Genomic DNA, 24,344 nt, shown 5'->3' with positions numbered 1-24,344 from the left:
TGACGGTGACCAGCTCGGCCAGGGCAAGGAAAACGCACGGTCATTCCTCCGCGACAACCCGGATCTGGCCAACGAGATCGAAAAGCGGATCAAGGAGAAGCTCGGCCTCTCCCCGACGCTGGACGCTGACGCTGACGCTCCCGCCCCGGTTCCGGTGGACCTCTGACCGGGCGAGCGGCGTCCCGGCAGGAGCCGTTCCCGGCGGCTGAGCCATGGGGGACCACGACGGGCTGGCCCGCGGCCGGTGAGGAGTCCGACGGGCCGGGCGGCATGGACACATCGGCGGCCCGGCAGGCGCGGGCGGCCCGATCCGCGGGCGCCGCGGGCGCCGAGGGTGATGCCGTCGCCGCCGCGCGGGAGATCTGCCTGCGCCAGCTCGCGGCGCGGTCGCGCAGCCGGGCCGAGCTCGCCACCGTGCTGCGGCGGCGCGGCGTCGCGGACGATGTGGCGGAGCAGGTCCTCGACCGTCTGGTGGAGGTCGGCCTGATCGACGACGAGGCGTTCGCGACCGCGTTCGTCTCCTCGGCTCGGGCGGGTCGGGGCCTGGGCCGCCGGGCACTGGCGACCGAGCTGCGGCGCCGGGGCGTGGCGCCTGAGGCCTCGGAGACCGCCCTGGCGGCAGTGGGCGCCGAGGACGAGGAGGAGACCGCTCGCGCCCTGGTCACCCGCCGCCTGCGCGCGATGGACGGCCTGCCCGCTCCGGTGCGGATCCGTCGCCTCGTCGCGTTGCTCACGCGAAAGGGTTACGATCTTGATCTCGCGCGCCGGGTGGTCACGGCCGCGGTGCCGGACGAGGACGGCGACGCACACAGCCTGGACTAGCACCAGACGCGCCGGATCCGGGCCCAGGGCAGGGGCGTCGCCGAAAGGGCGGCGGCTCTGGTCGGCGGGGCTCGGGGCCCGGGGCTCGCCGATGTTTTCCTTGACCGCATGAAAGCGGCAGATCTACCCTTTCACAAAGGTGCGAGGACTACCGCGCGTATGCGGTCCAGATAGCTGGCACAACTTCACATCAGGGCGAGCGTTCCTGCGGAACTCGGGCGTCGCGTGCCACCACTGCCACGGCTTTCTGCCCGTGCGTGCTGCTCGCGGCCTGTTTTTCAGGGATCCGTCGATGCATGTGCTCGTCCAGTGCCTGGTCCGGTCCCGCGCCGCTCACGCCTGTCCTGACAGGTGCAGACGGAGGCGGGAGGAGCAACCGTGGGTGCCGCCCTCATCACGCTTCTCGTGCTGCTTCTCCTCGCGGTCATCGGGCTGACACTGGTTCTGCTGCGCCTGGTACGGGCCGGTGGGCTGGGCGTGAGAGCGCGTGCCGACACCGTCACCGAGGTTCGGTCTCCCCATGACGGCGACGCGTCGCCGGTCGGCCGCCCCGGGGGAGACACGAGGCCGGCCTCGCCGAGCCCGCCGGATTCCCCGGTCTCGCGCAGAGACACGGATCCCGCCGTGCCCGCGTCGGAGGGCGTTCCGGATCCGGCCGTCGAGGCTCCGGCCACGACGGGTTCCGTGGGTCCCGGATCGATCAGCCCGGCCTCGGGCACGGCCGGGCCGGGCGTGTCCGGGCCGGAGAGCTCCACCGTGACCGGTCCCGAGCTGGGCGGTTCTGAGCCGGCCGGTTCCGGTTCGGGTGGAGCTGGGCTGGCTGGCGCCAGAGGAGCCGAGTCCGAGGCGACCAGTTCCGAACCGGCTGGTCCAGAGCAGGGCGGCCCGGAGCAGCCCGGCTCAGCACAGCTCGGTTCGAAACAGGCCAGTTCCGAACAGACTGGCGCTGAGCACGGCGGTCCCGGAACTCCCGAGTCGGGGAAGGCCGCATCCGCGGGTTCGGGCCAGGCCGGGTCCGGCGAACAGGCCGGTGCGGACCCAACGCCGGCCGGCACCGCGACCGCGCCGAAGGTACCGACCCTGCCGTCCGCGCCGACGGCGTCCGGCCGATCCGCTGACCTGGGCTCGGCCTCGCCGGCTCCGGAGGGCACGGCCTCGGGCACCGACGGCCACGCGGCCACTGCGGCCGACATGCCCGAGCCCGAGACAAGCGCTTCCGCTGCCGGGATCGGCGGAGCCGGGTCTGTGGGTGCCGGGGGCGACGGCGCGAGGCGGGAGCCTGCGAGCGCCGGTGCTGATCCCGGGTCGGTCGGCGCCGCCGCGGTCGGGGCCGCCAGGGTCGAGCTCGCGCAGATCTCGTCCATGGTCGCGGACCTTCGCCGGGAGGCGCGTGATGTTGAGGAGGAGGCCGAGCGGATCCGGCGCCGGGCCGAGCAGGACGCCGCGGAGCAGACGGAGCGGGTACGGCGGGAGGCCGAGCAGATCCGCCGGCACGCCGAGGAGGCCGCCGAGGCGATCCGGGAACGGGCGGTCGCGGACGCGGAGCTGCGGGCGTCGAGGGCGGAGGCGGCCGCCCGCGACGCGATCCACGCGGAGCGCGAGCAGATCCGCGCCGAGCTCGACGAGGATCTGCGCACCCAGCGGACCGAGCTGCGCGGCTGGGACAGCCGGCTCACCCAGCGCGAGCAGCGGGTCACAGACCAGGCTGCCGGCGTGGAGGAGCGGCTGCGCCGGCTGGAGACCCGCGAGGCCGAGCTGGCCGTCCGCGAGGCCGGGCTGGACAGCCGTGAGTCCGATCTCGGCGAGCTGGAGGAGGCCCGGCGGCGGGAGCTGGAGCGGGTGGCGGGCCTGACGTCCGCGGAGGCCCGCACCGAGTTGGTCAAGGTGGTCGAGGACCAGGCCAGGCTGGACGCCGCCGTCCGGGTGCGGGACATCGAGGCCCGAGCCGAGGAAGAGGCCGAGGACCGGGCGCGCCGGATCGTCACCCTGGCCATCCAGCGGGTCGCCTCGGACCAGACCGCCGAGTCCGTGGTGTCGGTGCTGCACCTGCCCAGTGACGAGATGAAGGGCCGCATCATCGGGCGCGAGGGTCGCAACATCCGCGCGTTCGAGTCCGTGACCGGCGTCAACGTGCTCATCGATGACACCCCGGAGGCGGTGCTGCTGAGCTGCTTCGATCCCGTGCGCCGGGAGATGGGGCGGATCACGTTGGCGGCGCTGGTGTCCGACGGCCGCATCCACCCGCACCGGATCGAGGAGGAGTACGCCCGGGCCGAACGCGAGGTCGCGGCGAAGTGCGTCCGCGCCGGTGAGGACGCCCTGATCGACGTCGGCATCGCCGAGATGCATCCCGAGCTGATCAACCTGCTGGGCCGGCTGCGCTACCGCACCAGCTACGGGCAGAACGTGCTCGCGCACCTCGTCGAGAGCGCCCACCTGGCCGGGATCATGGCGGCCGAGCTGCGGCTGCCCCCGGCGATCGCGAAGCGCGGCACGCTCCTGCACGACCTCGGCAAGGCGTTGACGCACGAGGTGGAGGGCTCCCACGCGATCGTGGGTGCGGAGATCGCCCGCCGCTACGGCGAGCACGAGGACGTCGTCCACGCCATCGAGGCGCATCACAACGAGGTCGAGCCGCGCTCCATCGGGGCCGTGCTGACCCAGGCCGCGGACCAGATCTCCGGCGGGCGCCCCGGGGCGCGCCGGGACAGCCTCGAGTCCTACGTCAAGCGCCTCGAGCGCATCGAGCAGATCGCCGCCGAACGCCCCGGGGTCGAGAAGGTCTTCGCCATGCAGGCCGGCCGCGAGGTGCGGGTGATGGTCGTGCCCGAGCTGGTCGACGACGTGGCCGCTCACCTGCTCGCCCGGGACGTCGCCAAGCAGATCGAGGACGAGCTCACCTACCCGGGCCAGATCCGGGTCACCGTGGTCCGCGAGACCCGCGCCGTCGGCATGGCCCGCTAGCCGCCATCAGCCAGGCAGCCAGCCCCGGCTGACGGACGGCCGTCCCGGGTCAGTCAGCTTCTGCCGGCCGCGACGGGGCCGGCGGTGTCGGCGGCGTCCAGCAGGATGGGCGCGGAGGTGCCGAGGCGGTGGGCCTGGCGCCGCTCGAGCCAACGCGCGGTCAGCGACAGCGAGAGGTTCACGATGATGTACATGACGGCCAGCACGGTGTACACGGGCAGGGCGTAGCGGCCGCCCAGGAACTCGACTGCCGACCGGCCCTGCCGCAGCAGCTCGGTGTACCCGATGACGAAGCCCAGCGAGGTGTCCTTCAGCAGCGTGACGAGCTGGCTGACCAGTGTCGGGCTCATCCGGCGCACGGCCTGCGGGAACTGGATCAGGGTGAAGATCTGGGTGCCGCGCAGCCCGAGCGCCGCCGCGGCCTCCGTCTGGCCCTTGTCGATGGACTGGATGCCCGCGCGGAAGATCTCGCTGAGCACCGCCCCGTTGTAGGCGGTCAGGCCGATCACGAGCGCCCAGAACGCCGAGAGGTTGATGCCGAGCTGCGGCAGGCCAAGGTAGGCGAAGAAGATCAGCATCAGCAGCGGCAGGCCGCGCAGCATCTCCACGACCGCCGTGGCCGGGATGCTGACCAGCCTGCGGTTCGACTGGCGCGCGAACGCGAGCGCCGTTCCGACGGCGACGGCGAGCACCATGCCGGTCGCGGCGGCGCGCAGCGTGTCGAGCAGGCCCTCCCACAGCAGCGTCCGCAGGTCGGGTTCGTCGAAGAAGACGCTCCACACCTCGCCGTCGAGCTGGCCCTTGTCCGACAGGCGCAACACGGCGAGGACGACGAGCGCCGCCAGCGCGGCCACCGCGACCACGCTCGCGATCAGGATGCGACGCCGGCCACGCGGGCCGGGGGGATCCGACAGCACGATGCTCATCGCGGGGTCCTCGTCAGCCGTCGTTCGGTGAGGCCGACCGCCCAGGCCAGGGACAGCGTCAGCACCAGGTAGCAGACGATGCCGGCGAGCAGGACGGCGATGACGTCGCCGGGGTTCGCGGTGGTCAGCCGCTGACTGATCCCGGTCAGCTCCTGGACGCCGAACGCGGCGGCGATGGAGGTGTTGCGGATCAGCGCGCTGCCGACGCTGCCAAGCGGCTGGACCACGTTGCGGAACGCCTGCGGCAACACGACGAGCCGCAGCGTCTGCGAGAAGGTCAGGCCCAGCGCCCGCGCGGCCTCCGCCTGGCCCGCGTCGACGCCGTTCACCCCGGATCGCACGGCCTCGCAGACGAGCGCGGTGTGGTAGATCGTCAACGCCATGACGGCGAACGTGAAGTAGCTGAAGACGATGTCGACCTGCGGGAGTACGAAGACCACGAAGAAGAACACGATGGTCAGCGGCGTGTTACGAACGGTTTCCACGTAGGCCGTCCCCGCCCAGCGCAGCGGCGGAACCGGGCTGACCCGCATGGCCGCGAGGCCGGTGCCGAGGATCAGCGCGGACACGGCCGCGAACAGGCTCAGCCGAAGCGTCTGGACGAATCCCTCGCGGAAGATGTCGAGGTTGTCGAGGACGGCGTCGATGTGAGACCACCCGTAGTCAGCTCGGTGTTCGGAACGTTGCTCCGGGCGCCCGGCCATCCGTGCGGTCGCGGTACCCCGCGGTCGCGGTGGGCGGCCGGGACACCCGGCGTCAGCGCCCGGCGGCCCCGGGGCCCGGTGCGGGCCCGGGGCGCGCCGGGCGCCGAGGGTCAGGAAGTACGGAAGTACGGAGGTGCGGGAGGTGCGGAGGATCAGGAGGTGTAGCGGTCCACCGCGGGAGGCGTGGGCATGTCCGGCTCGACCTTGCCGATCGTGTCCTTGTAGGCCGTCTCGTACCGACCGTCGGTGTAGGCCGCTTCCAGCGTGTCGTTGATGAACGTGCGGAACTCGTCATCGCCCTTGGCGATGCCGATGCCGTAGGGCTCCGTGCTGAACGGCTCGCCGACCAGCTTGAAGGCGCCCGGGTCGGAGTCCATCAGGCCGAGCAGAATCGCGTTGTCGGTCGTGACCGCGTCCACCTGGCCGGCCTTGAGCGCCTCGGCGCACTTGCTGTAGACGTCGAACAGGGTCAGCTCGGCGTCCGGTGCCTGTGTGCGGATGCGCTCGGCCGGGGTGGAGCCGCTCACCGAGCAGACCTTCTTGCCCGCGAGCGTGTCCTTCCCGGTGATGGCGGTCTCGCCGGCCCGCACCATCAGTGTCTGACCGGCCACGTAGTACGGGCCGGCGAAGTCGACGACCTGCTTGCGCTTGTCGTTGATGGTGTAGGTGGCCACCACCAGGTCCACGCGGTGCTGCTCGATGAACGGCTCGCGGTTGGCCGAGACCGTCTCGACGAACTTGACCTTGTCCGCGGGGATCCCCAGCGCGTCGGTGATGATCCCGGCGATCTCGACGTCGAAGCCCTCGGGCTCGCCGCGCAGGTTCTTCAGGCCGAACAGCGGCTGGTCGAACTTCGTGCCGACGGTGATCGTGCCCGCCGACTGGAGCTTGGCCATCGTGCTCCCCGCCGGGAACGTGGTGGCGGTGGCGGCGGCCGGCTCGTCGGAGCTGTCGTCGTCGCCGCAGGCGGACAGCGCGAGCGAGCCGGCCAGTGCCGCGGCGAGCAGCAGGGCCGCGCCGCGCAGCGGCCGCCGCGGGCGGGAGCCCGAGGCCGCGCGGGTGGTGGAGTCGGTTGCGTCGATGGCGTCCGTGGGGGCCGTTCGCCGTTTGCTACGGGTGAGCGACATGCGCATGGGCGATCCTTTCCAGAAGTTCGACGTCGGGATTCAGATAGCGCTTTCTGCGGCTGCTGACCGCACCGCCGTAGGGGTGTTCGGTCCCACAATTCCAGTGGATGCGGTCGATGAGGGTCGGCTCCGCGACAGGGCCACCGATCATCCCGGTGTAGCCGGTCGGCGCCCGGTGCAGCTGGTCGGCCCGGCGTAATCCGATCGCGAACCGGCTGGGTCGGCTCCGGGGCACGACAGGTCTCGGCGGCGGGCTCGTTTCCGCTGGATCAATGAGTGAGGACCTTCGCCAGGAAGTCGGCGGCGCGTTCACTTGCCGGGGCGGCGAAAAAGTTCTTCGGCGGGGCCACCTCGAGCAGCCGGCCGTCGGCCATGAACACCACGCGGTCGGCCGCCGAGCGGGCGAAGCCCATCTCGTGCGTCACCACGATCATCGTCATGCCGGACGCGGCCAGCGACCGCATGACGTCCAGGACCTCCTGGATCATCTCCGGGTCGAGCGCCGACGTCGGCTCGTCGAAGAGCATCAGCTTCGGCTCCATCGCCAGCGCCCGGGCGATGGCCGCCCGCTGCTGCTGGCCGCCGGAGAGCTGGCGCGGGAGCCGGTCGGCCTTGTCCGCGATGCCGACACGTTCCAGCAGCGCCCGGGCTTTCTCCTCGGCCTCGGCGCGCCTGACGCCGTTCACCCTGCGCGGGCCGAGCGTGATGTTGTCCAGGATCGTGCGGTGCGCGAACAGGTTGAACGACTGGAACACCATGCCGACCTGGGCGCGCATGCGGGCCAGCTCCCGGCCCTCGGCGGGCAGCGGCCGGCCGTCGAAGGTGATGCGGCCCTCGTCGATGGTCTCCAGGCGGTTGACGCACCGGCACAGCGTCGACTTTCCCGAACCGGAGGGGCCGATGACGCACACGACCTCGCCGGCCTCGACCGTCAGGTTGATGTCATTCAGGACACGGTTCTTCCCGAAGGACTTGCTGACGCCTTCCAAGGTCACCAGCGGCATGTCGCCCTCCCGGCTCTTGTGATCGACGGGAGGCGGATGGGCGCGGCGCCAACGGAGACACGCGATCGACCGGAACTGCGGGACGGACGGGCCTGAACGGGTTCCGGCCATCGCATCATGGTCGTGAACATTTTCGAATGCTACGCCCCGATCATCCGCAATGGCGGTGTTCGCTCGGTGGTTTTACCTGTCAGGAACAGGATGTACCACGGACGCGGCGCACCCGGTGGCGGTCCCGACACGTCCGGCACGTTCCGGGGTGAAGCACACGGGCGTGTGTGGGCGCGGCAGGTGCTGGTCGGCCTCATCGGTCCAGCCGTGCGTCGGCCCGGTCGGCCCGCCTGGCCTGGTCGGCCCGCCTGGCCTGGTCGGCCCGCCGGCTCGACTCGTGCCCCCGGGCCCTGCCTGCCGAGCCTGCCGCGAGCGCACGTGCCGCGCCGGTCCCTGCGCTTGACGCGAAGGACGAGGTTCGAAGGAGTCGATCCCGGCGTGTCGAACGGTGTCCGGGTGCGGGCCGTAGGCTGGGTGGGTGAGCGGCCGTAGCTACCAGGTCCGGACGTTCGGCTGTCAGATGAACGTGCACGACTCCGAACGGCTCGCCGGCCTTCTCGAGTCCGCCGGCTACGTTCCGGCCCTGGAGGGGTCCGACGCCGACGTCGTCGTGTTCAACACCTGCGCTGTCCGTGAGAACGCCGACAACCGGTTGTACGGAAACCTCGGTCATCTGTACCCGGCGAAGAAGAGCAACCCGGCGATGCAGATCGCGGTGGGTGGCTGCCTCGCGCAGAAGGACCGGTCGGTGATCCTGGATCGCGCGCCCTGGGTCGACGTCGTGTTCGGCACCCACAACATCCATCGGCTGCCGGTGCTGCTCGAGCGGGCCCGGCACAACTCCGCCGCCCAGGTGGAGATCGCCGAGGCGCTCGAGGTCTTCCCGAGCAGCCTGCCGGCCCGCCGGGCCAGCCATCACTCTGCGTGGGTCAGCATCAGTGTGGGCTGCGACAACACCTGCACCTTCTGCATCGTGCCGAGCCTGCGCGGCGGTGAGCGCGACCGGCGTCCCGGCGACGTGCTCGCCGAGGTGGAGGCGCTGGTCGCCGAGGGCGCGCTGGAGATAACGCTGCTCGGCCAGAACGTGAACTCCTACGGGCGCTCACTGGGCGACCCGGGCGCGTTCGCGAAGCTGCTGCGCGCGTGCGGCCGGGTCGAGGGGCTGGAGCGGGTCCGTTTCACCTCACCGCATCCGCGCGATTTCACCGACGACGTCATCGAGGCGATGGCGCAGACGCCGAACGTGTGCCCACAGCTGCACATGCCGCTGCAGTCGGGGTCGGACGTGGTGCTGCGCCGGATGCGGCGCAGCTACCGCCGGGAGCGTTTCCTCGGCATCGTCGAGCGGGTCCGCGCGGCCATGCCGGACGCCGCGATCACCACCGACATCATCGTCGGATTCCCGGGTGAGACCGAGGCCGACTTCGCCGACACCCTGGACGTCGTCCGTACCGCGCGTTTCGCCGGGGCGTTCACCTTCAAGTACTCCCCGCGTCCCGGCACGCCCGCGGCCGAGATGGACGGCGCCGTCGATCCCGCGGTGGTCTCCGAGCGCTACGGGCGGCTCGCGAGCCTGCAGGACGAGATGTCGTGGGCGGAGAACCGGGTGCAGGTCGGGCGCCGGGTCGAGATCGTCGTGGCAGAGGGGGAGGGGCGCAAGGACTCCGCCACCGGCCGCCTCTCCGGACGCGCCCGCGACGGCCGCCTCGTCCACCTGCTGGTGACCGGGCCGCATGCGCAGGAGGGGCTCGTCCGGCCGGGCGACGTCGTGGAGACCGTGGTGACCAGGGGCGCGCCGCACCACCTGACGGCGGACGGCCCGCTGCTCACCCACCGCCGGACCCGCGCCGGTGATGCCTGGGCCGCCGGCCGCGCCATCGCCGGCGACACCCCGAGCCCGGAGGACCGCCCCGCGGTCTCTCTGGGGATGCCGCAGCTGCGCCCGAGCGCCCCCGCCGCGCGGTGACCCTGGTCGCCGCGGCTGTCTGCCCGCATCCGCCGCTGCTGGTCCCGCAGGTCGCCGGGGTGGACCCGGTCGAGGTCCGCGACCATGCCAGCGCGGCCGTCGCCCGGCTGTGCGCCCTCGCCCCGGACCACATCGTGGTCGTCGGCGACGATGCCGCGGACGCCCACTACGCCGGGTCGGCCGTCGGCTCGCTGGCCGGGTTCGGGGTCGACCTGAGCTTCTCGCTCGGCGCGTCGGGCACGGGTCCGGCCGTGCTCCCGCTGTCGCTCACCATCGGAGCCTGGCTGCTGCGTGAGGCGGGCTGGGCCGGGCGGTGCTCGGCCCGCGGGGTGCCGGCGGCGACCGGGCCGGCGGCGGCCGCCGCGATCGGCGCCGACCTCGTGGCCACCGCGGAGGCGGACGGGTCCCGGCTCGCCCTGCTGATCATGGGCGACGGGAGTGCCCGGCGGACGGTGAAGGCCCCCGGCAGCCTGGACCCGCGGGCCGCCGCGCACGACGCCTCGGTCTCCGCCGCGCTCGCCACGCTGGACGTCACGGCGCTGCTCGCCCTCGATCCCGCGCTCGCGGCCGACCTGCTCGCGCCGGGCCGGGCGTCCTGGCAGGTCCTCGCCGGCGCGCTGCGCCGCGCGACGCCGGGCGACCCGGCCCGCTCCTGGACGAGCCTGGTCCGCTACGACGACGCCCCGTTCGGGGTCGGCTACCTGGTCGTCGGATGGGAGCGCGCGGACGGCACCCGGGGAGACCGGCAGGAGAAGCGGGCCACCGCGCAGAGCGGCCGGTGACCGCGTCCCGTGACGGCGCCGGCCTGACCAACGGTGCCACCCGAGCCGATCAGGCCGGGCCGGTCATCGCGGTCGTCGGCCCGACCGGCGCCGGTAAGAGCGACCTGGCGGTCGAGATCGCCCTCGAGCTCGGTGGGGAGATCGTCAACGCCGACTCGATGCAGCTCTACCGGGGCATGGACATCGGCACGGCGAAGATCCCGATGGTCGAGCGCCGCGGCGTGCCCCACCATCTGCTGGACGTCTGGGAGATCACCCGCGCCGCGGACGTCGCCAGCTACCAGGCCGACGCCCGGCGGGTCGTCAACGGCCTGCTCGCCGCCGGCCGGGTGCCGATCCTGGTCGGCGGATCTGGCCTGTACGTGCGGGCGGTTCTGGACGATTTGTCATTTCCCGGCACCGACCCGGCCGTCCGCGCCCGGCTCGAGCGCGAGCTCGCCGAGGTCGGGCCGGGGCCGCTGCACGAGCGGCTGACGGGGCTGGCGCCGACCGCCGCCGCGGCGATCCTGCCCGGCAACGGGCGGCGGATCGTGCGGGCGCTCGAGGTCGTCGAGCTCACCGGCACATTCGAGGCAACTTTGCCCGAATATCGATCGATTTATGACGTCGTTCAGGTCGGCGTGGACCGCCCGGACCTGGACACGCGGATCGCCGACCGGGTGGAGCTGATGTGGCGCGCGGGCTTCGTCGACGAGGTCGCGGCGCTCGCGGAGGCGGGGCTGCGCGACGGGCGGACCGCCTCGCGTGCCCTCGGATACGCGCAGGTCCTGGCCGTCCTCGACGGAGCAATGGACTCCATGGACGCGGCCAAACAGGCCACAACAACGGCCACCAGGCGCTTCGCTCGTAGGCAAAGATCCTGGTTCCGGCGTGATCCGCGGATATCCTGGCTGGAATTTCCGGATGTCGCCGCGGCGCTCGCCGAGGTACGACGTCTGGTGGGTTCGCTCTGATATCGGGTTCGCTCTGACGTGTGGCCGGCCCAGCGCCGCGGGACCTTCGCCTGACCCGTCGGCCCGGGTCCCGGCCCATCCCGGCGTCTGGAGAGTTCGACGTGACCGCGCTCGACCTTGCCCTGGTTCCCGCGCTGTACGCCTCGTTCGACGACGGTTCGCTACGCCTGCACTACCAGCCGGACGTCGACCTTCGTAACGGCTCCGTCCCGGGGATGCAGGCGCGGCCCCGCTGGGCGCACGCCGAGTTCGGGCTGCTCGGCCCGGCGGCCTTCATGCGCGTCGCCGAGGCCGCCGGACTGGTCGGCCAGGTACACCAGTGGGTGCTGCGGATGGCGGTCACGGAGGCGCGGACCTGGCACCGGATGGCCGCGGGGACCTCCGTCCGCCCGCCGCGGCTGTGGGTGCGCATCGACGGCCGTCATCTCGCCCGCCCGGAGTTCCTCGCCGAGGTGGAGCGGCTGGTGCTGGGGCGGTCGCTGCCGGCGGGCGCCGTCGGCCTGCAGTTCACCGAGGACACGCTGGCGTTCGCGCCTCCCGCGCTGCCCCGCCTGCTGGCGCGGCTGCGGGACCTCGGCGTCGCGGTGGGCGTCGACGCGTTCGGCACGTGGTACGGCTCGTTGTCCACCCTCGACGTGCTCCCGCTGGACCTGGTGCGGATCGACGGGCAGTTCCTGCGGGCGACGATCCGCGACATGGAGGGCGAGGCGGCCTTCGCCTCCCTGGTGGGCGTGGCGCATCGGCGGCGCATGGTCGTCGTCGCAGAGGACGTCGACACCGCGGTGCTGGCGGACCGGGTCGGCAGGCTGGACTGCGACCGGGTGTCCGGGCCGCTCTTCTGCCCGCCGGTACCGGTGGAGGACGCCCGCATGATCGCGCTCGGCCGCGGCCGGCCGGACAGGTGGTACAAGCCGTCCGCTGAGACCCGGGCCGAGCCCGGCTTCCGGCCGGCGAGCCAGCCCGGGTGGTCCGGCGCCACCCCCGGCCGCACTGGCCCTCGGCCTGGACGTCCCGGCGACCAGTACGGGCGTCCTGGCGACCCGCAGGGACGTCCCGCCCAGCCGACGCGTTCGGGAGGTACCGCGCAGTCAGGAGGTACCGCGTATCCGGGTGGTTCGGGGCGAGGGGACCGTTCGCGGGCGGCTGCCGCGGGGTGAGCCCGCCGCGGCCGTACGATCGCGGCGTGCGCTTCGTCAAGGGACACGGAACGGGTAACGACTTCGTCATCCTGCCGGATGCCGACGGCGAGCTCGATCTCAGCCCCGAGCTGGTGCGGGCGCTGTGCCACCGGGGCACCGGCATCGGCGCCGACGGGGTGCTGCGGGTCGTGTTGACCGCGGCCGAGCCCGCCGCCGGCGACAGCGCGGCCGCCCGCTGGTTCATGGACTATCGCAACGCCGACGGGTCGATCGCCGAGATGTGCGGCAACGGGATCCGGGTGTTCGCCCGCTATCTCGTCGACGCGGGTTACGCCGCGCCCGGCCGTCTCGTCATCGCCACCCGGGCCGGCCTGCGGGCGGTCGAGGTGCCGGCGGGCGGCGACGTCACCGTCGAGATGGGACCGCCCGAGCTGGCCGCCGGCCCGGTGCCGGTCACGGTCGCCGGGCGGGAGTTCGCCGCCGTGCCGGTCTCGATGGGGAACCCGCACGCGGTCTGCTTCGCCGACGACCTCGACCCGGCCGGCCTGGCGCGCCTGGATCTGCGCGCGCCGGCCTACCCGGCCGCCGCCTTCCCCGAGGGCGTGAATGTCGAGGTCGTCGTCCCGGCTCCGGACGGGGTCGCCATGCGGGTCTTCGAGCGGGGCGTCGGTGAGACCGCGTCCTGCGGCACCGGCGCGTGTGCCGTCGCTGTGGCCTGGGCGGCCCGCAATGGCGATGGGCCGCCCGCAGAGGTCGAGGTCGACCTCCCCGGCGGGCGGCTGACCGTCGGCTGGCGGGAGTCGACCGTCCTGCTCAGTGGCCCGGCCGTGCTGGTGTCGGACGGTGTCCTTCGTCCCGACTGGCTGCGCGCGGCGGGTGGCTTCGGCCCGGCGGCTCCCGCGGGCGAGCGGCGTCCGAGCGTTGTCGGGGCCGGCTGAGCGCGGCCGGGGCAGGCAGGGCGAAGTCCCTCGATCTCCCTCGGGGACCCGTAGCGCGTGGGTGCGCCCGGGCGTCGGGCCGGGTGCCCGCCTCAGGTCCGCCGATGTCGTCCGGTGGCGGGCGCCGTCCGGTAAAGGGTTCGCGATCGCGGGTACGCCGTGTCACCCTGGGGATGACGGTGTTTCATCGGCCGGGCGAACCCGGCTGATGGGGCGAAAGAGTGCCGTCCCGGCCGGGGCGGACTGGAATGACGCGGTCACCGTGCCGCGTTGAGAACGGATGGTATGAGTCTTCGCGCTGACGCCGCTGTGGCGTCCACCCGGCATCTGAAACTGCACTCGGGCGAAAACGACGGCCACGAGGGTCGTGACGGTCGCGCCGGCACCGCGCTCGCCCTGGCCGAGGCCGACGGGTTCTCGTTCTTCGACGAGGAGGGCGACGGGCTCGACCTGGAGGACCGTGGCGCGCTGCGCCGTGTCCCGGGCCTCACCACCGAGCTCGAGGACGTCACCGAGGTCGAGTACCGCCAGCTCCGGCTGGAACAGGTCGTTCTGATCGGGGTGTGGACGTCGGGCTCGCAGGTCGAGGCCGAGGCGTCCATGGCGGAGCTGGCCGCGCTCGCCACCACCGCCGGCTCGGTCGTGCTCGACGCGCTCGTGCAGCGCCGGGACAGGCCCGACGCAGCGACCTTCGTGGGCTCCGGCAAGGCCAAGGAGCTCGCCGAGATCGTACTGGCGACCGGCGCGGACACGGTGATCTGCGACGGCGAGCTGACCCCCGGCCAGCTGCGCCAGCTCGAGGAGGTCGTCAAGGTCAAGGTGATCGACCGGACGGCGCTGATCCTCGACATCTTCGCCCAGCACGCGACGTCGCGCGAGGGCAAGGCGCAGGTCGAGCTCGCCCAGCTGCAGTACATGCTGCCGAGGCTGCGCGGCTGGGGTGAGTCGATGTCCCGGCAGGCCGCCAGCGGCGGCCGGGCGCCGATCGGTACCCGTGGCCCCGGTGAGACGAAGATCGAGACGGACCGTCGCCGGCTGCGCGCGCGCATCACCAAGCTGCGCCGAGAGCTCACCGGGATGGCCACCGTCCGGGCGACCAAGAGGTCGTCACGCCGCCGCGGTGCCGTTCCCGCCGTCGCGATCGCCGGCTACACCAACGCCGGCAAGTCGTCGCTGCTCAACCGACTGACCGGGGCGGGCGTACTGGTCGAGGACGCGCTGTTCGCGACCCTCGACCCGACGGTGCGCCGGGCCACGCTGCCCGACGGCCGGATCTTCACCCTGGCCGACACGGTCGGCTTCGTGCGCCACCTGCCGCACCAGATCGTCGAGGCGTTCCGCTCGACGCTCGAGGAGGTGGTGGACGCCGACCTCGTCCTGCACGTCGTCGACGGTTCGGCCCCGGACCCGATGGGGCAGATCTCGGCCGTGCGCGAGGTGCTCGCCGAGATCGACGCGGCCGGGGTGCCCGAGCTCATCGTGGTCAACAAGGTGGACGCGGTCGACCCGACCACGCTCGCCGTCCTGCGTCAGGCGGTGCCGGACGCCATCTTCGTCTCGGCGCGGTCCGGGGCGGGGCTGCAGGAGCTGGTGGAGGCGCTCTCGGCGCGGATACCGCACCCGGAGGTCGAGATGTCCCTGCTGGTGCCCTACACCCGGGGCGATCTCGTCTCCCGCATCCACCAGATCGGCGAGGTGCTTCGAGTTGAGCACACCGGCAAGGGCACCGAGGTCGCCGCGCGCGTGCCCGTGGGCCTGGCCGCCGAGCTGGAGCCGTTCCGCGCCTGACGGCCCTGCCTGAACACCAGCCCCGACGGAACACCGCGAGCTGAACACCGCACCGGTCAGACGCCTGACGTCTGACCGGTGCCTGGCCTGCCCGGTGCCGGCCGCGTGCCGGGGATCAGACCCGGCGCATCACCGCCACGATGCGGCCGAGGATGGTCGCGTCCTCGGCCGGGATGTCGGAGAAGGCCGGGTTCTCCGGCGCCAGCCACACCCGGCCGTCGCGCTGCCGGAACCGCTTGACCGTGGCCTCCCCATCGATCATCGCCGCGACGATCTCGCCGTTGTCCGCCACCGGCTGCTGCCGGACGACGACGAAGTCGCCGTCACAGATGGCGGCATTGATCATCGACTGGCCGACCACCTTGAGCAGGAACAGAGTTCCCTCGCCGACGATCTCCTTCGGCAGCGGGTAGACGTCCTCGATCGCCTGCTCGGCGAGGATCGGCCCACCGGCGGCGATCCGCCCCACCAGGGGGACGTAGGTGGGCGTGCCGGCCTCCAGCGCCGTGGTCTCGGCGGGTGCGCCGGCCGCCGCCGCGGCACCCGCGCGGGAACGCCCGCCGGCCTTCGCGCCGCCGATCGGAAGCACCTCCATCGCCCGCGGCCGGTTCGGGTCGCGCCGGAGGAACCCCTTCTCCTGCAGCACCTTGAGCTGGTGTGCCACGCTGCTGGTGCTGGTCAGGCCGACAGCCTCGCCGATCTCCCGGACGCTCGGCGGGTATCCACGCCGCTCCACCGCGGACCGGATGACCTCGAGCACCTTCTTCTGCCGCTGCGTCAGGCCCGAGGCGTCCGCGGGGCTGTCGGGAAAATCCCGGACGTTGCCACGGGTGTCACCTCGGCGGGTACCCCGTTCCTGGCTGGTCATCGCTTACCGCTCTCCTGTCGATGCTTCCGCGCGGCGGATGGTGCCACCGGCGGCTGCCAAGGACCGGGTGGTCGACGGCCCGGCTCCGCCAACACCCACCCGGTCGTTCCAATGCTTTGTCCGATTAGTAACTTTTGATCGGTTCGGCTGATCGGTTTGGCAGGGTCCTTCGTGCTCGGTTCATCTCGCACGATCGTCCACAACTGATCGTCCTTGACGGTAGTCGGCCGGTCGCCGAATCTCAAACGTCTGTTCGAGCGTGTCGGGGGAAGTGTGCGTGGCGGCCGTGTAAGAATCGCTCAGGCGTTCGATCGAACGAGTGTTCGCGCCTGGGAGGTTGGCATGACCGACGGTGGCGGTGCGGCCGGTGGGAATGCGTCAGTTCGGCGGGGTCACCCGGTGTCCCGCAGCTGCGCGCTGCGGCAGGGTGCGCAGGTCGCGACGGGTGCGCGGGGGGCACGCGGCGTGCGTGGAGCCGCGGTGGGCGGAGTCGCCGTCCGTGGCCGCGGGGTGCGGGGGGTGGCGGTGCGCGGCATGGGCCGCGTGCCGGTAGGGCGCCCGGTTCGCTCTCGTGGCGCCCGATGTGGTCTCTCGGGGGCTGCTCCGGCCGCCACGGTGCCGCCCGGTGAGTCCAGGCGGGGCGGTGAGCGGCGATCCGGGGCGTCCGTCATCGAGATGCCCGGCATGTGGTGGCGTGAGGCAGCCGTCGGGCTGGTCGCGGCCGGGTCGGCCGCCGCGGCGCCCGGGCCGCGTCCTGGGCCGAGTGGGCAGTCCCAGCCCCAGCGTCCCCGGCCTCAGCCCCACGCCCGGCCTGAGGCTCGACCTCGACCTCGGGCCGGGTCCCGGTCGCGGGCCGGTGGGCGGGGGAGGTCGGGTGCGCGGCCGCCGCTGCGGCTGACCAGGCGCGGCCGCATCGTCGTGGTGGCGCTGGCGAGCACGCTCCTCGGCCTTGTCTTCTCGTTGGTGCTGGTGACGGCGTCACAGGCGTTCACCGGCGTCCCGGTGAGCTACCGGACGCACGTCGTGCGGTCCGGGGAGACACTCTGGGAGATCGCCCACGAGGCCGCCCCCGAGGCCGACGCCCGCGACACCGTCCGCGGGCTCATGACCCTGAACGGCCTCGACACGGTGACGCTCATGCCCGGTCAGGAGCTCCGGCTCCCCTGACCCGGCTTTCCTGCTGCGGCCCCGACGCCCCGATAGCTCGGCGGCCCGGCATGCCCGGGGCTTTCGGTGCGTCAGGTGTTGCGGCTGCCCCACCGAGGGCACGTCCGGCTGGTGTCACCGCCTGTCGTGGCCCCGGCGCGGGCTGGCGAGAACACACCTGAGGACCACATGCGCCGGAGGGGCCGGTGTCGGATCTGTCGGGGGTGTGCGCTACGGTGGACACAACATCTTGTAGTTGCAGCACCGCAAGTCATCCACAGGTTGTTACACAGGTAATCCACAGGGCCTTGACCGTCTGTCCGCAGGGCCGCCGGTCGAGGTGACGGAACCCAGTCGGACGCACCCCGCGGGCGGCAGTGTCAGCCTGCCCGGGGTGGAGGGGAGCGGACCATGCGGTGCCCTTTCTGCCGGCATCCCGACAGCCGTGTCGTCGACAGCAGGGAGGCCGAGGAAGGCGCCGCGATCCGGCGCCGGCGGTCGTGTCCGGCCTGTGGCCGTCGGTTCACGACCATGGAGGAGGCCTCCTTGCGGGTCCGTAAGCGCAGCGGGGCCACCGAGCCCTTCAGCCGCGCGAAGGTGATCGTGGGAGTGCGCAAGGCGTGCCAGGGCCGCCCCGTCCGGTCGGACGATCTGGCGCTGCTGGCGGAGCGGGTCGAGGAGACGGTGCGTTCCTCGGGCTCCGCGGAGGTGGCCGCCGAGGATGTCGGCCGAGCGATCCTCGGCCCCCTCCGGGAGTTGGACGAGGTGGCCTACCTCCGCTTCGCCTCCGTCTACCTGGCGTTCGAGTCGCTCGGCGACTTCGAGGCGGCGATCGCGGCCCTGCGTGCCGAGTCGGCTGGCGGCGGTGAGTCGCCCGTCGCCGGGAAGCCGACCGCGATGCCGGCGGCCACCGGGGCCTCGGCTGTCGTCGTTCCGGTGACCACGGGCCCACGGGCGGCGGCCGGCCCCTGACGTACCGGCCCGAGGTCCCGGAACCGGGATCCGGGCGTCCATGAGTGACCCAGCCTGATCCGCGCCGGCCTCACGAACCCGGGCAGGTGGGCCGCCTGCCGCCTGCCGGCTCCGGCATCGCGGGCCGGGAGCGGGGGAGGCGTCGAGGCGCGGTCCGGCGAGCGTCCAGGTCCGTGTAACGACCTGGAATGGAACCAGCCTGGAGCCGTGTCGGTGCGGAGCCGGAGCCACACCGGTCTCGGAGCCGCGGTGGTCCGTGTACTGCGCGAGGCCACGGGAGCCGCCCGCGGCGCACGTAATACAGGCATCGGCGCATGCGCCGCGGCCAGCACCTTTGCACCTGATGTTCGGACCCGACCACCAGTGCCCCTGCCCCGCCCCCGACCCGATCCCGTCCGGCGCGGCCACGGGCATCGAGCGCCACCAGCCGGACCGGCCACCTCGGATACGCCGCCGTGCCCGCCAGATCCGGCACGGCCTCAGGCCCCACATACCGTCCCAGACCCCACGTACGCCCCGGCCGATCAGCGGAACAGCTGATCCGGCCATCCCGCCCTGCACTGCCGGCGCCGGGCCGGACCTGCCCGGGACCATGCCTGACCAGGCCTGATCCGGGCACGTAAGTCCGGTGGCCGCTGTTTGAACCCATCGAACGCGAACACGAGGAGCGCTATGACCGAGACCCGCGGCAAGGGGAACAGATCGGCCGCGAAGGTGGCCGGGCTGAAGATCCGGCGGGTTCGCACCACGCCTGGAGTCCACCCCTACGACGAGGTGGAGTGGGAGTCCCGCGACGTCGTCATGACGAACTGGCGGGACGGATCGGTCAACTTCGAGCAACGTGGGGTGGAGTTCCCGACCGCCTGGTCGGTCAACGCCTCCAACATCGTCGCCAGCAAGTACTTCCGCGGCGCGCTCGGCTCGCCCGATCGGGAGTCGTCGCTGCGCCAGCTCATCGACCGGGTCGTGCTCCGCTACGGCGCGGCCGGCCGCGAGCACGGCTACTTCGCGTCGGAGAGCGACGCCGAGATCTTCGAGCACGAGCTGACCTGGATGCTGCTGCACCAGGTCTTCAGCTTCAACTCCCCGGTCTGGTTCAACGTCGGGACGGCCGCGCCGCAGCAGGTGTCGGCGTGCTTCATCCTCGCAGTGGACGACACCATGGAGTCGATCCTCAACTGGTACCGGGAGGAGGGCCTGATCTTCAAGGGCGGCTCCGGTGCCGGTCTCAACCTCTCCCGAATCCGCTCCTCGAAGGAGCTCCTCTCCTCCGGCGGCACCGCGTCCGGCCCGGTCAGTTTCATGCGCGGCGCCGACGCCTCGGCGGGCACCATCAAGTCGGGCGGGGCGACGCGGCGCGCGGCGAAGATGGTCGTCCTCGACGTCGACCATCCCGACGTCGTCGAGTTCGTCGAAACCAAGGCGCGTGAGGAGGACAAGATCCGCGCGCTGCGCGACGCCGGGTTCGACATGGACCTCGGCGGGCGCGACATCGCCTCGGTGCAGTACCAGAACGCCAACAACTCGGTGCGGGTCAACGACGAGTTCATGCGCGCCGTGGTCGACGGGACGTCCTTCGACCTGCGGGCGCGTCTCGACAACCGGGTGATCGAGTCGGTGGACGCCCGCGGGCTGTTCCGCACGATCTCCCAGGCTGCCTGGGAGTGCGCCGACCCGGGCATCCAGTACGACGGCACGATCAACGACTGGCACACCTGCCCGGAGTCCGGCCGGATCTCCGCGTCGAACCCGTGCTCGGAGTACGTCCACCTGGACAACTCGAGCTGCAACCTGGCCTCGCTGAACCTGATGAAGTTCCTGCGGCCGGACCGCACCTTCGACACCGAGACGTTCGTCGCGTCCGTCGAGCTGATCATCACGGCGATGGACATCTCGATCTGCTTCGCGGACTTCCCGACCCCGGAGATCACCAAGGTGACCCGGGCGTACCGGCAGCTCGGTATCGGGTACGCCAACCTGGGCGCGCTGCTCATGGCCAGCGCCCGCGCGTACGACTCCGACGGGGGCCGGGCGCTCGCCGCCGCGATCACCTCGCTGATGACCGCCACCGCCTACCGCCGCTCGGCGGAGCTCGCCGGCACCGTCGGGGCCTACGACGGCTTCGCCCGCAACGCCGACGCCCACCGGCGGGTCGTGCGCAAGCACTCGGCGGCGAACGACGCCGTGCGCACCGTGCACGCGGAGGAGGCCCGCCTGATCACCGCGGCCTCGAAGGAGTGGGAGCGCGCGCTGTCGGTGGGGGAGAAGCACGGCTGGCGCAACGCCCAGGTCAGCCTGCTGGCCCCGACCGGGACGATCGGCCTGGCGATGGACTGCGACACCACCGGGATCGAGCCGGACCTGGCCCTGGTGAAGATGAAGAAGCTGGTCGGCGGGGCCAGCATGAAGATCGTGAACCAGACGGTGCCCGCGGCGCTGCGCGCGCTGGGATACGCCGAGGAGACGATCGAGGCGATCGTCGAGTACATCGCCGAGCACGGCCACGTCGTTGACGCCCCCGGCCTGCGCACCGAGCACTACGAGGTGTTCGACTGCGCCATCGGGGACCGCGCGATCAGCCCGATGGGCCACGTCCGGATGATGGCCGCCGTCCAGCCGTTCCTCTCCGGCGCCATCTCCAAGACGGTGAACATGCCGGCGACGGCCACCGTCGCCGAGGTCGAGGAGATCTACCTCGAGGGATGGCGGCTCGGCCTCAAGGCCCTCGCGATCTACCGGGACAACTGCAAGGTCGGCCAGCCACTGACGGATGTGAAGGGCGCGAAGCGGGACGCCGACGCGGCGGCCGAGGTGGCCTCCGACGTGGCCGCCCGGGCCGCCGCCGGAGCGGCCGCGGCCGCGGTAGCGGCAGGGGCAGCGGCGCCGTCCGCCGCGGCGGCGCAGCCCGCGGTCGGCCCCGGCGCTCCCGGCCCGCACTGGCCGGCCGGGCCCGGTGAGCACCGGCCCGTCCGCCGCAGGCTGCCGAAGACACGCCCGTCGCAGACCGTCTCGTTCAGCGTCGGTGGCGCCGAGGGGTACATGACCGCCGGCTCCTACCCGGACGACGGCCTCGGCGAGGTCTTCATCAAGATGTCCAAGCAGGGCTCCACCCTCGCCGGTGTGATGGACGCGTTCTCGATCGCGGTGTCCATCGCGCTGCAGTACGGCGTGCCGCTGGAGGCCTACGTCAGCAAGTTCATCAACATGCGGTTCGAGCCGGCCGGTATGACCGACGACCCGGACGTGCGGATCGCCCAGTCGATCATGGACTACCTGTTCCGCCGGCTGGCCCTGGACTACCTGACCGAGGAGCAGCGCGCGGAGCTGGGCATCCTGTCCGCCTCGGAGCGGACGCGGCGGCTGTCCGACCAGGCCGGCGGCGGCCCGGCCGTGGCGGCGGAGCCGGAGATCGACATCGAGTCGCTGCGGGCGTCCGCCCCGGTCGAGGGCAGCTCGGCCCCGGCAGCCAGCGCCGGTGTGGCGCCGGCCGGGTCAGCGCCGGTGGCGGCCGGACCGGCGGCGGCCGGACCGGGCGTGGGCGGCGGGCCGGAGCTGGTCGTGCAGGAGCTGCGGCTGGCCATGCCGGGCGGTTCGCTGACCGCCCAGACGGTGGTCGACGCGCCGCTCTGCTTCACCTGCGGTGTGCACATGCGCCCGGCCGGCAGCTGCTACGTCTGCGAGCAGTGCGGCTCCACCAGCGGTTGCAGCTGACCTCTCCCGTAGCCAGAAGTGAGGTGTCCCAGCGGCACATCGAGTCGCTGGGACACCTCACCTCGCCGGCGGCCGTCAGCGGCCTGCGGGTTCCGTCCGTCAGGCGGGGGTGCGGGTGGTGGGGATGGCCGCCTGGGCCCGGGAGGTCGGGCGGGCGCCGTTGTCGAGCATGTCCACCAGCAGGGCGGCCGTCCAGGAGAAGCGGTTGCTGCCGGCGCCGGAACCGTCGAGCGGTGAGTAGTACTCGTACATCGATCCCGACGACACGATCACGTCGAGGGTGTTGCGGCGGATCGCGGCGGCGGCCTCGGTCCGGCCGTAGCGGTCCAGGCCGTCCGCGATCAGCCAGTTCATGTTGACCCACACCGGGCCCTGCCAGTAGCAGCGAGGCAGGAAGGCGGGGTCGTCGGTCGGCACGCTGGCGATGCCGTACTGGGCCCAGTACCGCGGTGACATGAGCGTGTCCACCATGTCGTCCACCTGGGACTCCGGCACCACGCCCGCGTACAGCGGCAGGAAGCCGGCGATGGTGTGGTGGCGCAGCAGCTCGCCGGTGCGGAAGTTCCGGCTGTAGTAGACACCGTCCGAGCACAGCTCGTTAAGGGCCGAGCGGGTCCGGCGCATCGAACGGGACAGCCAGCGCGGGATGCGCACCCCGGCCTCGGCCGCGATCGTCTCGAGATGCTCGTTGGCCCGGGCCAGGATCGCGTTGAAGGCCACGTCCTGCACGAGCGGGACGAAGGTGGAGCGGATCGTCCGGAAGTCGTACCGGCTGCGGCGCAGCTCGCGGACGATCCGGTAGAGCGTGAACAGGTCCGCCGAGGTCAGCCGCTCGTCCGGTGGCACCTCCTTGGAGTCGCGGCGCAGGGCGTCGAGCGCGTCGTCGCCGTTGATCCGGCGCAGCGCGCGCACCGCCCGGGGAGCGACCGGCTTGGTCATCTCCATCCAGGTGGGGGTGTTGTCCATCCCGGATTCCCAGGAGTGGACCAGCGTCACCAGGCCGGTGTCGTCGGGGTCGCGCTCGCGGTAGAGCCACTCGTGGAAGCGCACCAGGCCCGGTGCGAGCCGCCGGTAGAAGTCGGCCCGGTCCTCCCTGCTCATCGCCTGGCCCACCCGCACGGCCGCCTCGGCGATCATCGGCGGCTGGGTGACGCCGGTCGACTGGACCCCGCCGGCGGTCGTGCAGACCCGGTCGCAGCGCCAGCGCTGCGGACCCGCGTGGTAGTAGTCGGTCGTCTCGGCGAAGATCACGTGCGGGATCATGCCGCCGGGCCACTGGCCGCGCAGCAGCGAGAGCAGCTCGGCGGCGGCACGCGCCGGGTCGAGGTGGCGCAGGCCGATGGCGATGAAGCAGCTGTCCCACAGCCACTGGTGCGGGTAGAGCGTCGGCGACGGCCGGGTGATGTCACCAAGGTCGTTGGCGCGCAGCACCGCCACGGCCGTCTCGCGCACCGCGGCGATGTCCGCCGACAGGGGGGTTTCCGCGGCCGGCGGCGAGATCGCCCCGCCCGACGCGGCGCCCGCGCGGGCGTCCACCGCTGTGTCGGGTGCGACGACTGTGCCGGATGCGACGACTGTGCCGGGTGCGACCGGTGCGACGGCCGCGCCGGGTCCGCCGTGCCCGTTGGTGTGGGTACCGGGACCGCCGGCGCCGGCAGTTATGGGGCTCACATCGGTGGTGCCGGCCGGGTCGGCGCTCCCGGCGCGTGCGGCGGGGGCGACCGGCGAGGCGACCGCCGCGTGGTCCGAGGGTGGCCGGTTGGTGCCCGTGCCCACCACCGACGGTGGTACGCCCGGATGGTCCGCTTGTGTCCTCCGCGGCGCCGCGGTGGTCGTGCTGTCGGGCACGGTCGCGGGCGCGGCGCCGGTCGCGGTGCTGGGCGTGGCGGCGGGTGGGTTGGAGCTGGATGTGGCTGGCGCGGGCATCGGGGAGACCGACATCGTGAGAGAGTAGCGGTCACGCGGCGTACTCGCCTGGTGGGGGTGCCCGGTGTGGCCCGGCTAACGGGATGCCGTTGCCGTGGGGTTACCGAGCTGGTGCTCCGCGCGGTTTCCGGGCCGGCGGCGCAGGAAAAAGTCCGGTTCGGAGGGCATGTCCGGGCCGCCGGCGGCTGTCGGGCCCGGCCCGCCACGCACGTCCCGAACTTCTTCGCGTCGTTCCGGGGCGATCCGCGGTTCGCTACGTAGGGTAATTATTGGTCGGCTGGCGAAAAGATCTTCGCTGCCGGTCGGCCGCGTGGCGGGCGGCTCCGGGAGGGCTCGCCGGCCACGGGAGGAAATCCCGTTCGGTGGCGAGCGGGGTGTGCGTCGGGGCTGGCGTGACCGGTGTTACGGGCGCGGTGCTCGGCGTGGGCCGCGCGGTGTGCGCAGATGGTGCGAGGGGTGGTGCGGTCGGTGTGCGTCGCGCGTTCGCCGCGGGGTGTGCCGCCGCCGCGCCGGTCCGTGGGCGAGTCGGGCTCGCCCGTCGACGGGCCATCGCTTCT

Annotated in this window: 18 protein-coding genes and 1 pseudogene; 13 read left to right on the top strand and 6 right to left on the bottom strand. The window is 72.6% G+C overall.

Annotated elements, in window-relative coordinates:
* The 3 genes and pseudogenes from AC559T_RS25190 to rny form a co-directional block, all read left to right on the top strand.
* Positions 1-166 (top strand): annotated as a pseudogene (locus AC559T_RS25190) (recombinase RecA); the annotation flags it as partial.
* Positions 167-270: 104 nt separating this feature from the next.
* Positions 271-822 (top strand): recombination regulator RecX, encoded by a 552-nt coding sequence (recX, locus tag AC559T_RS25185; RefSeq protein ID WP_198145600.1) that lies wholly within the window; start codon positions 271-273, stop codon positions 820-822.
* A 378-nt stretch (positions 823-1,200) separates the two neighbouring features.
* Positions 1,201-3,786 (top strand): ribonuclease Y, encoded by a 2,586-nt coding sequence (gene rny, locus AC559T_RS25180; RefSeq protein WP_306769300.1) that lies wholly within the window; start codon positions 1,201-1,203, stop codon positions 3,784-3,786.
* A gap of 53 nt (positions 3,787-3,839) precedes the next feature.
* Here the strand turns inward: rny and AC559T_RS25175 are convergent, their stop codons facing one another.
* From AC559T_RS25175 to AC559T_RS25160, 4 genes are all read right to left on the bottom strand, one after another.
* Positions 3,840-4,712, bottom strand: a complete 873-nt coding sequence (locus AC559T_RS25175) for an amino acid ABC transporter permease (RefSeq protein ID WP_112105060.1) — start codon at positions 4,710-4,712, stop codon at positions 3,840-3,842.
* Positions 4,709-5,416: an amino acid ABC transporter permease gene (locus tag AC559T_RS25170; RefSeq protein ID WP_020458852.1), complete on the bottom strand. Its 708-nt coding sequence runs from the start codon at positions 5,414-5,416 to the stop codon at positions 4,709-4,711. The genes AC559T_RS25175 and AC559T_RS25170 overlap by 4 nt, the downstream gene beginning before the upstream one ends.
* A gap of 152 nt (positions 5,417-5,568) precedes the next feature.
* Entirely contained in the window at positions 5,569-6,549 is a 981-nt protein-coding gene (locus AC559T_RS25165; protein WP_368952756.1) for a glutamate ABC transporter substrate-binding protein, read from the bottom strand.
* A gap of 263 nt (positions 6,550-6,812) precedes the next feature.
* On the bottom strand, positions 6,813-7,547 hold the full coding sequence (locus AC559T_RS25160; protein ID WP_071061385.1) for an amino acid ABC transporter ATP-binding protein: 735 nt from the start codon (positions 7,545-7,547) through the stop codon (positions 6,813-6,815).
* Positions 7,548-8,076: 529 nt separating this feature from the next.
* Between AC559T_RS25160 and miaB the strand changes: the two genes are divergently transcribed.
* From miaB to hflX, 6 genes are all read left to right on the top strand, one after another.
* Positions 8,077-9,564, top strand: a complete 1,488-nt coding sequence (gene miaB / locus AC559T_RS25155) for a tRNA (N6-isopentenyl adenosine(37)-C2)-methylthiotransferase MiaB (RefSeq protein WP_498870293.1) — start codon at positions 8,077-8,079, stop codon at positions 9,562-9,564.
* On the top strand, positions 9,561-10,346 hold the full coding sequence (locus tag AC559T_RS25150) for a class III extradiol ring-cleavage dioxygenase family protein (protein WP_071061356.1): 786 nt from the start codon (positions 9,561-9,563) through the stop codon (positions 10,344-10,346). The genes miaB and AC559T_RS25150 overlap by 4 nt, the downstream gene beginning before the upstream one ends.
* The gene (gene miaA / locus AC559T_RS25145) at positions 10,343-11,299 is read left to right on the top strand and encodes a tRNA (adenosine(37)-N6)-dimethylallyltransferase MiaA (RefSeq protein ID WP_020458857.1); all 957 of its coding nucleotides are present in this window, start codon (positions 10,343-10,345) and stop codon (positions 11,297-11,299) included. Before AC559T_RS25150 ends, miaA begins: the two co-directional genes overlap by 4 nt.
* A gap of 101 nt (positions 11,300-11,400) precedes the next feature.
* Positions 11,401-12,456 carry an EAL domain-containing protein gene (locus tag AC559T_RS25140; protein WP_498870292.1) on the top strand — a complete coding sequence of 352 codons (1,056 nt, stop codon included), beginning with the start codon at positions 11,401-11,403 and terminating at the stop codon, positions 12,454-12,456.
* Between the two features lie 26 nt (positions 12,457-12,482).
* Positions 12,483-13,376, top strand: coding sequence for a diaminopimelate epimerase (dapF, locus tag AC559T_RS25135; RefSeq protein WP_368952751.1), 894 nt, complete (start codon positions 12,483-12,485; stop codon positions 13,374-13,376).
* Between the two features lie 285 nt (positions 13,377-13,661).
* The gene (gene hflX, locus AC559T_RS25130) at positions 13,662-15,164 is read left to right on the top strand and encodes a GTPase HflX (RefSeq protein ID WP_112105053.1); all 1,503 of its coding nucleotides are present in this window, start codon (positions 13,662-13,664) and stop codon (positions 15,162-15,164) included.
* A 115-nt stretch (positions 15,165-15,279) separates the two neighbouring features.
* On the opposite strand, the gene lexA is transcribed toward hflX, so the two are convergent.
* Complete coding sequence (lexA, locus tag AC559T_RS25125; RefSeq protein ID WP_071061346.1) at positions 15,280-16,032, bottom strand: transcriptional repressor LexA; 753 nt, start codon at positions 16,030-16,032, stop codon at positions 15,280-15,282.
* Between the two features lie 921 nt (positions 16,033-16,953).
* Here lexA and AC559T_RS25120 point away from each other — a divergent pair.
* The 3 genes from AC559T_RS25120 to AC559T_RS25110 all read left to right on the top strand — a co-directional run bounded on the left by AC559T_RS25120 (position 16,954) and on the right by AC559T_RS25110 (position 21,861).
* Entirely contained in the window at positions 16,954-17,199 is a 246-nt protein-coding gene (locus tag AC559T_RS25120) for a LysM peptidoglycan-binding domain-containing protein (protein ID WP_498870291.1), read from the top strand.
* A gap of 390 nt (positions 17,200-17,589) precedes the next feature.
* The gene (nrdR, locus tag AC559T_RS25115) at positions 17,590-18,150 is read left to right on the top strand and encodes a transcriptional regulator NrdR (RefSeq protein ID WP_071061344.1); all 561 of its coding nucleotides are present in this window, start codon (positions 17,590-17,592) and stop codon (positions 18,148-18,150) included.
* A 672-nt stretch (positions 18,151-18,822) separates the two neighbouring features.
* Entirely contained in the window at positions 18,823-21,861 is a 3,039-nt protein-coding gene (locus AC559T_RS25110; protein WP_498870290.1) for a vitamin B12-dependent ribonucleotide reductase, read from the top strand.
* 99 nt (positions 21,862-21,960) lie between these two features.
* Here the strand turns inward: AC559T_RS25110 and AC559T_RS25105 are convergent, their stop codons facing one another.
* Positions 21,961-23,637, bottom strand: coding sequence for an amylo-alpha-1,6-glucosidase (locus AC559T_RS25105; protein ID WP_498870289.1), 1,677 nt, complete (start codon positions 23,635-23,637; stop codon positions 21,961-21,963).
* Between AC559T_RS25105 and AC559T_RS25100 the strand changes: the two genes are divergently transcribed.
* Positions 23,630-23,815 (top strand): hypothetical protein, encoded by a 186-nt coding sequence (locus AC559T_RS25100; RefSeq protein WP_146776750.1) that lies wholly within the window; start codon positions 23,630-23,632, stop codon positions 23,813-23,815. The two genes, AC559T_RS25105 and AC559T_RS25100, sit on opposite strands and share 8 nt — an antisense overlap.
* Positions 23,816-24,344: the final 529 nt, after the last annotated feature.

Origin of the sequence: Frankia sp. Hr75.2 (assembly GCF_949319125.1) — a bacterium.
In the GTDB taxonomy this organism is placed as follows: Bacteria; Actinomycetota; Actinomycetes; order Frankiales; family Frankiaceae; genus Parafrankia; species Parafrankia soli.
This window is presented reverse-complemented; position numbering and strand designations above follow the sequence as displayed.

What these genes read in the sequence shown, in the direction of transcription:
- recX (WP_198145600.1), top strand. Translation starts at nt 271, where the DNA reads ATGGACACATCGGCGGCCCGGCAGGCGCGGGCGGCCCGATCCGCGGGC.
- AC559T_RS25175 (WP_112105060.1), bottom strand. Translation starts at nt 4,712, where the DNA reads ATGAGCATCGTGCTGTCGGATCCCCCCGGCCCGCGTGGCCGGCGTCGC.
- AC559T_RS25170 (WP_020458852.1), bottom strand. Translation starts at nt 5,416, where the DNA reads ATGGCCGGGCGCCCGGAGCAACGTTCCGAACACCGAGCTGACTACGGG.
- AC559T_RS25165 (WP_368952756.1), bottom strand. Translation starts at nt 6,549, where the DNA reads ATGCGCATGTCGCTCACCCGTAGCAAACGGCGAACGGCCCCCACGGAC.
- AC559T_RS25160 (WP_071061385.1), bottom strand. Translation starts at nt 7,547, where the DNA reads ATGCCGCTGGTGACCTTGGAAGGCGTCAGCAAGTCCTTCGGGAAGAAC.
- hflX (WP_112105053.1), top strand. Translation starts at nt 13,662, where the DNA reads ATGAGTCTTCGCGCTGACGCCGCTGTGGCGTCCACCCGGCATCTGAAA.
- lexA (WP_071061346.1), bottom strand. Translation starts at nt 16,032, where the DNA reads ATGACCAGCCAGGAACGGGGTACCCGCCGAGGTGACACCCGTGGCAAC.
- nrdR (WP_071061344.1), top strand. Translation starts at nt 17,590, where the DNA reads ATGCGGTGCCCTTTCTGCCGGCATCCCGACAGCCGTGTCGTCGACAGC.
- AC559T_RS25110 (WP_498870290.1), top strand. Translation starts at nt 18,823, where the DNA reads ATGACCGAGACCCGCGGCAAGGGGAACAGATCGGCCGCGAAGGTGGCC.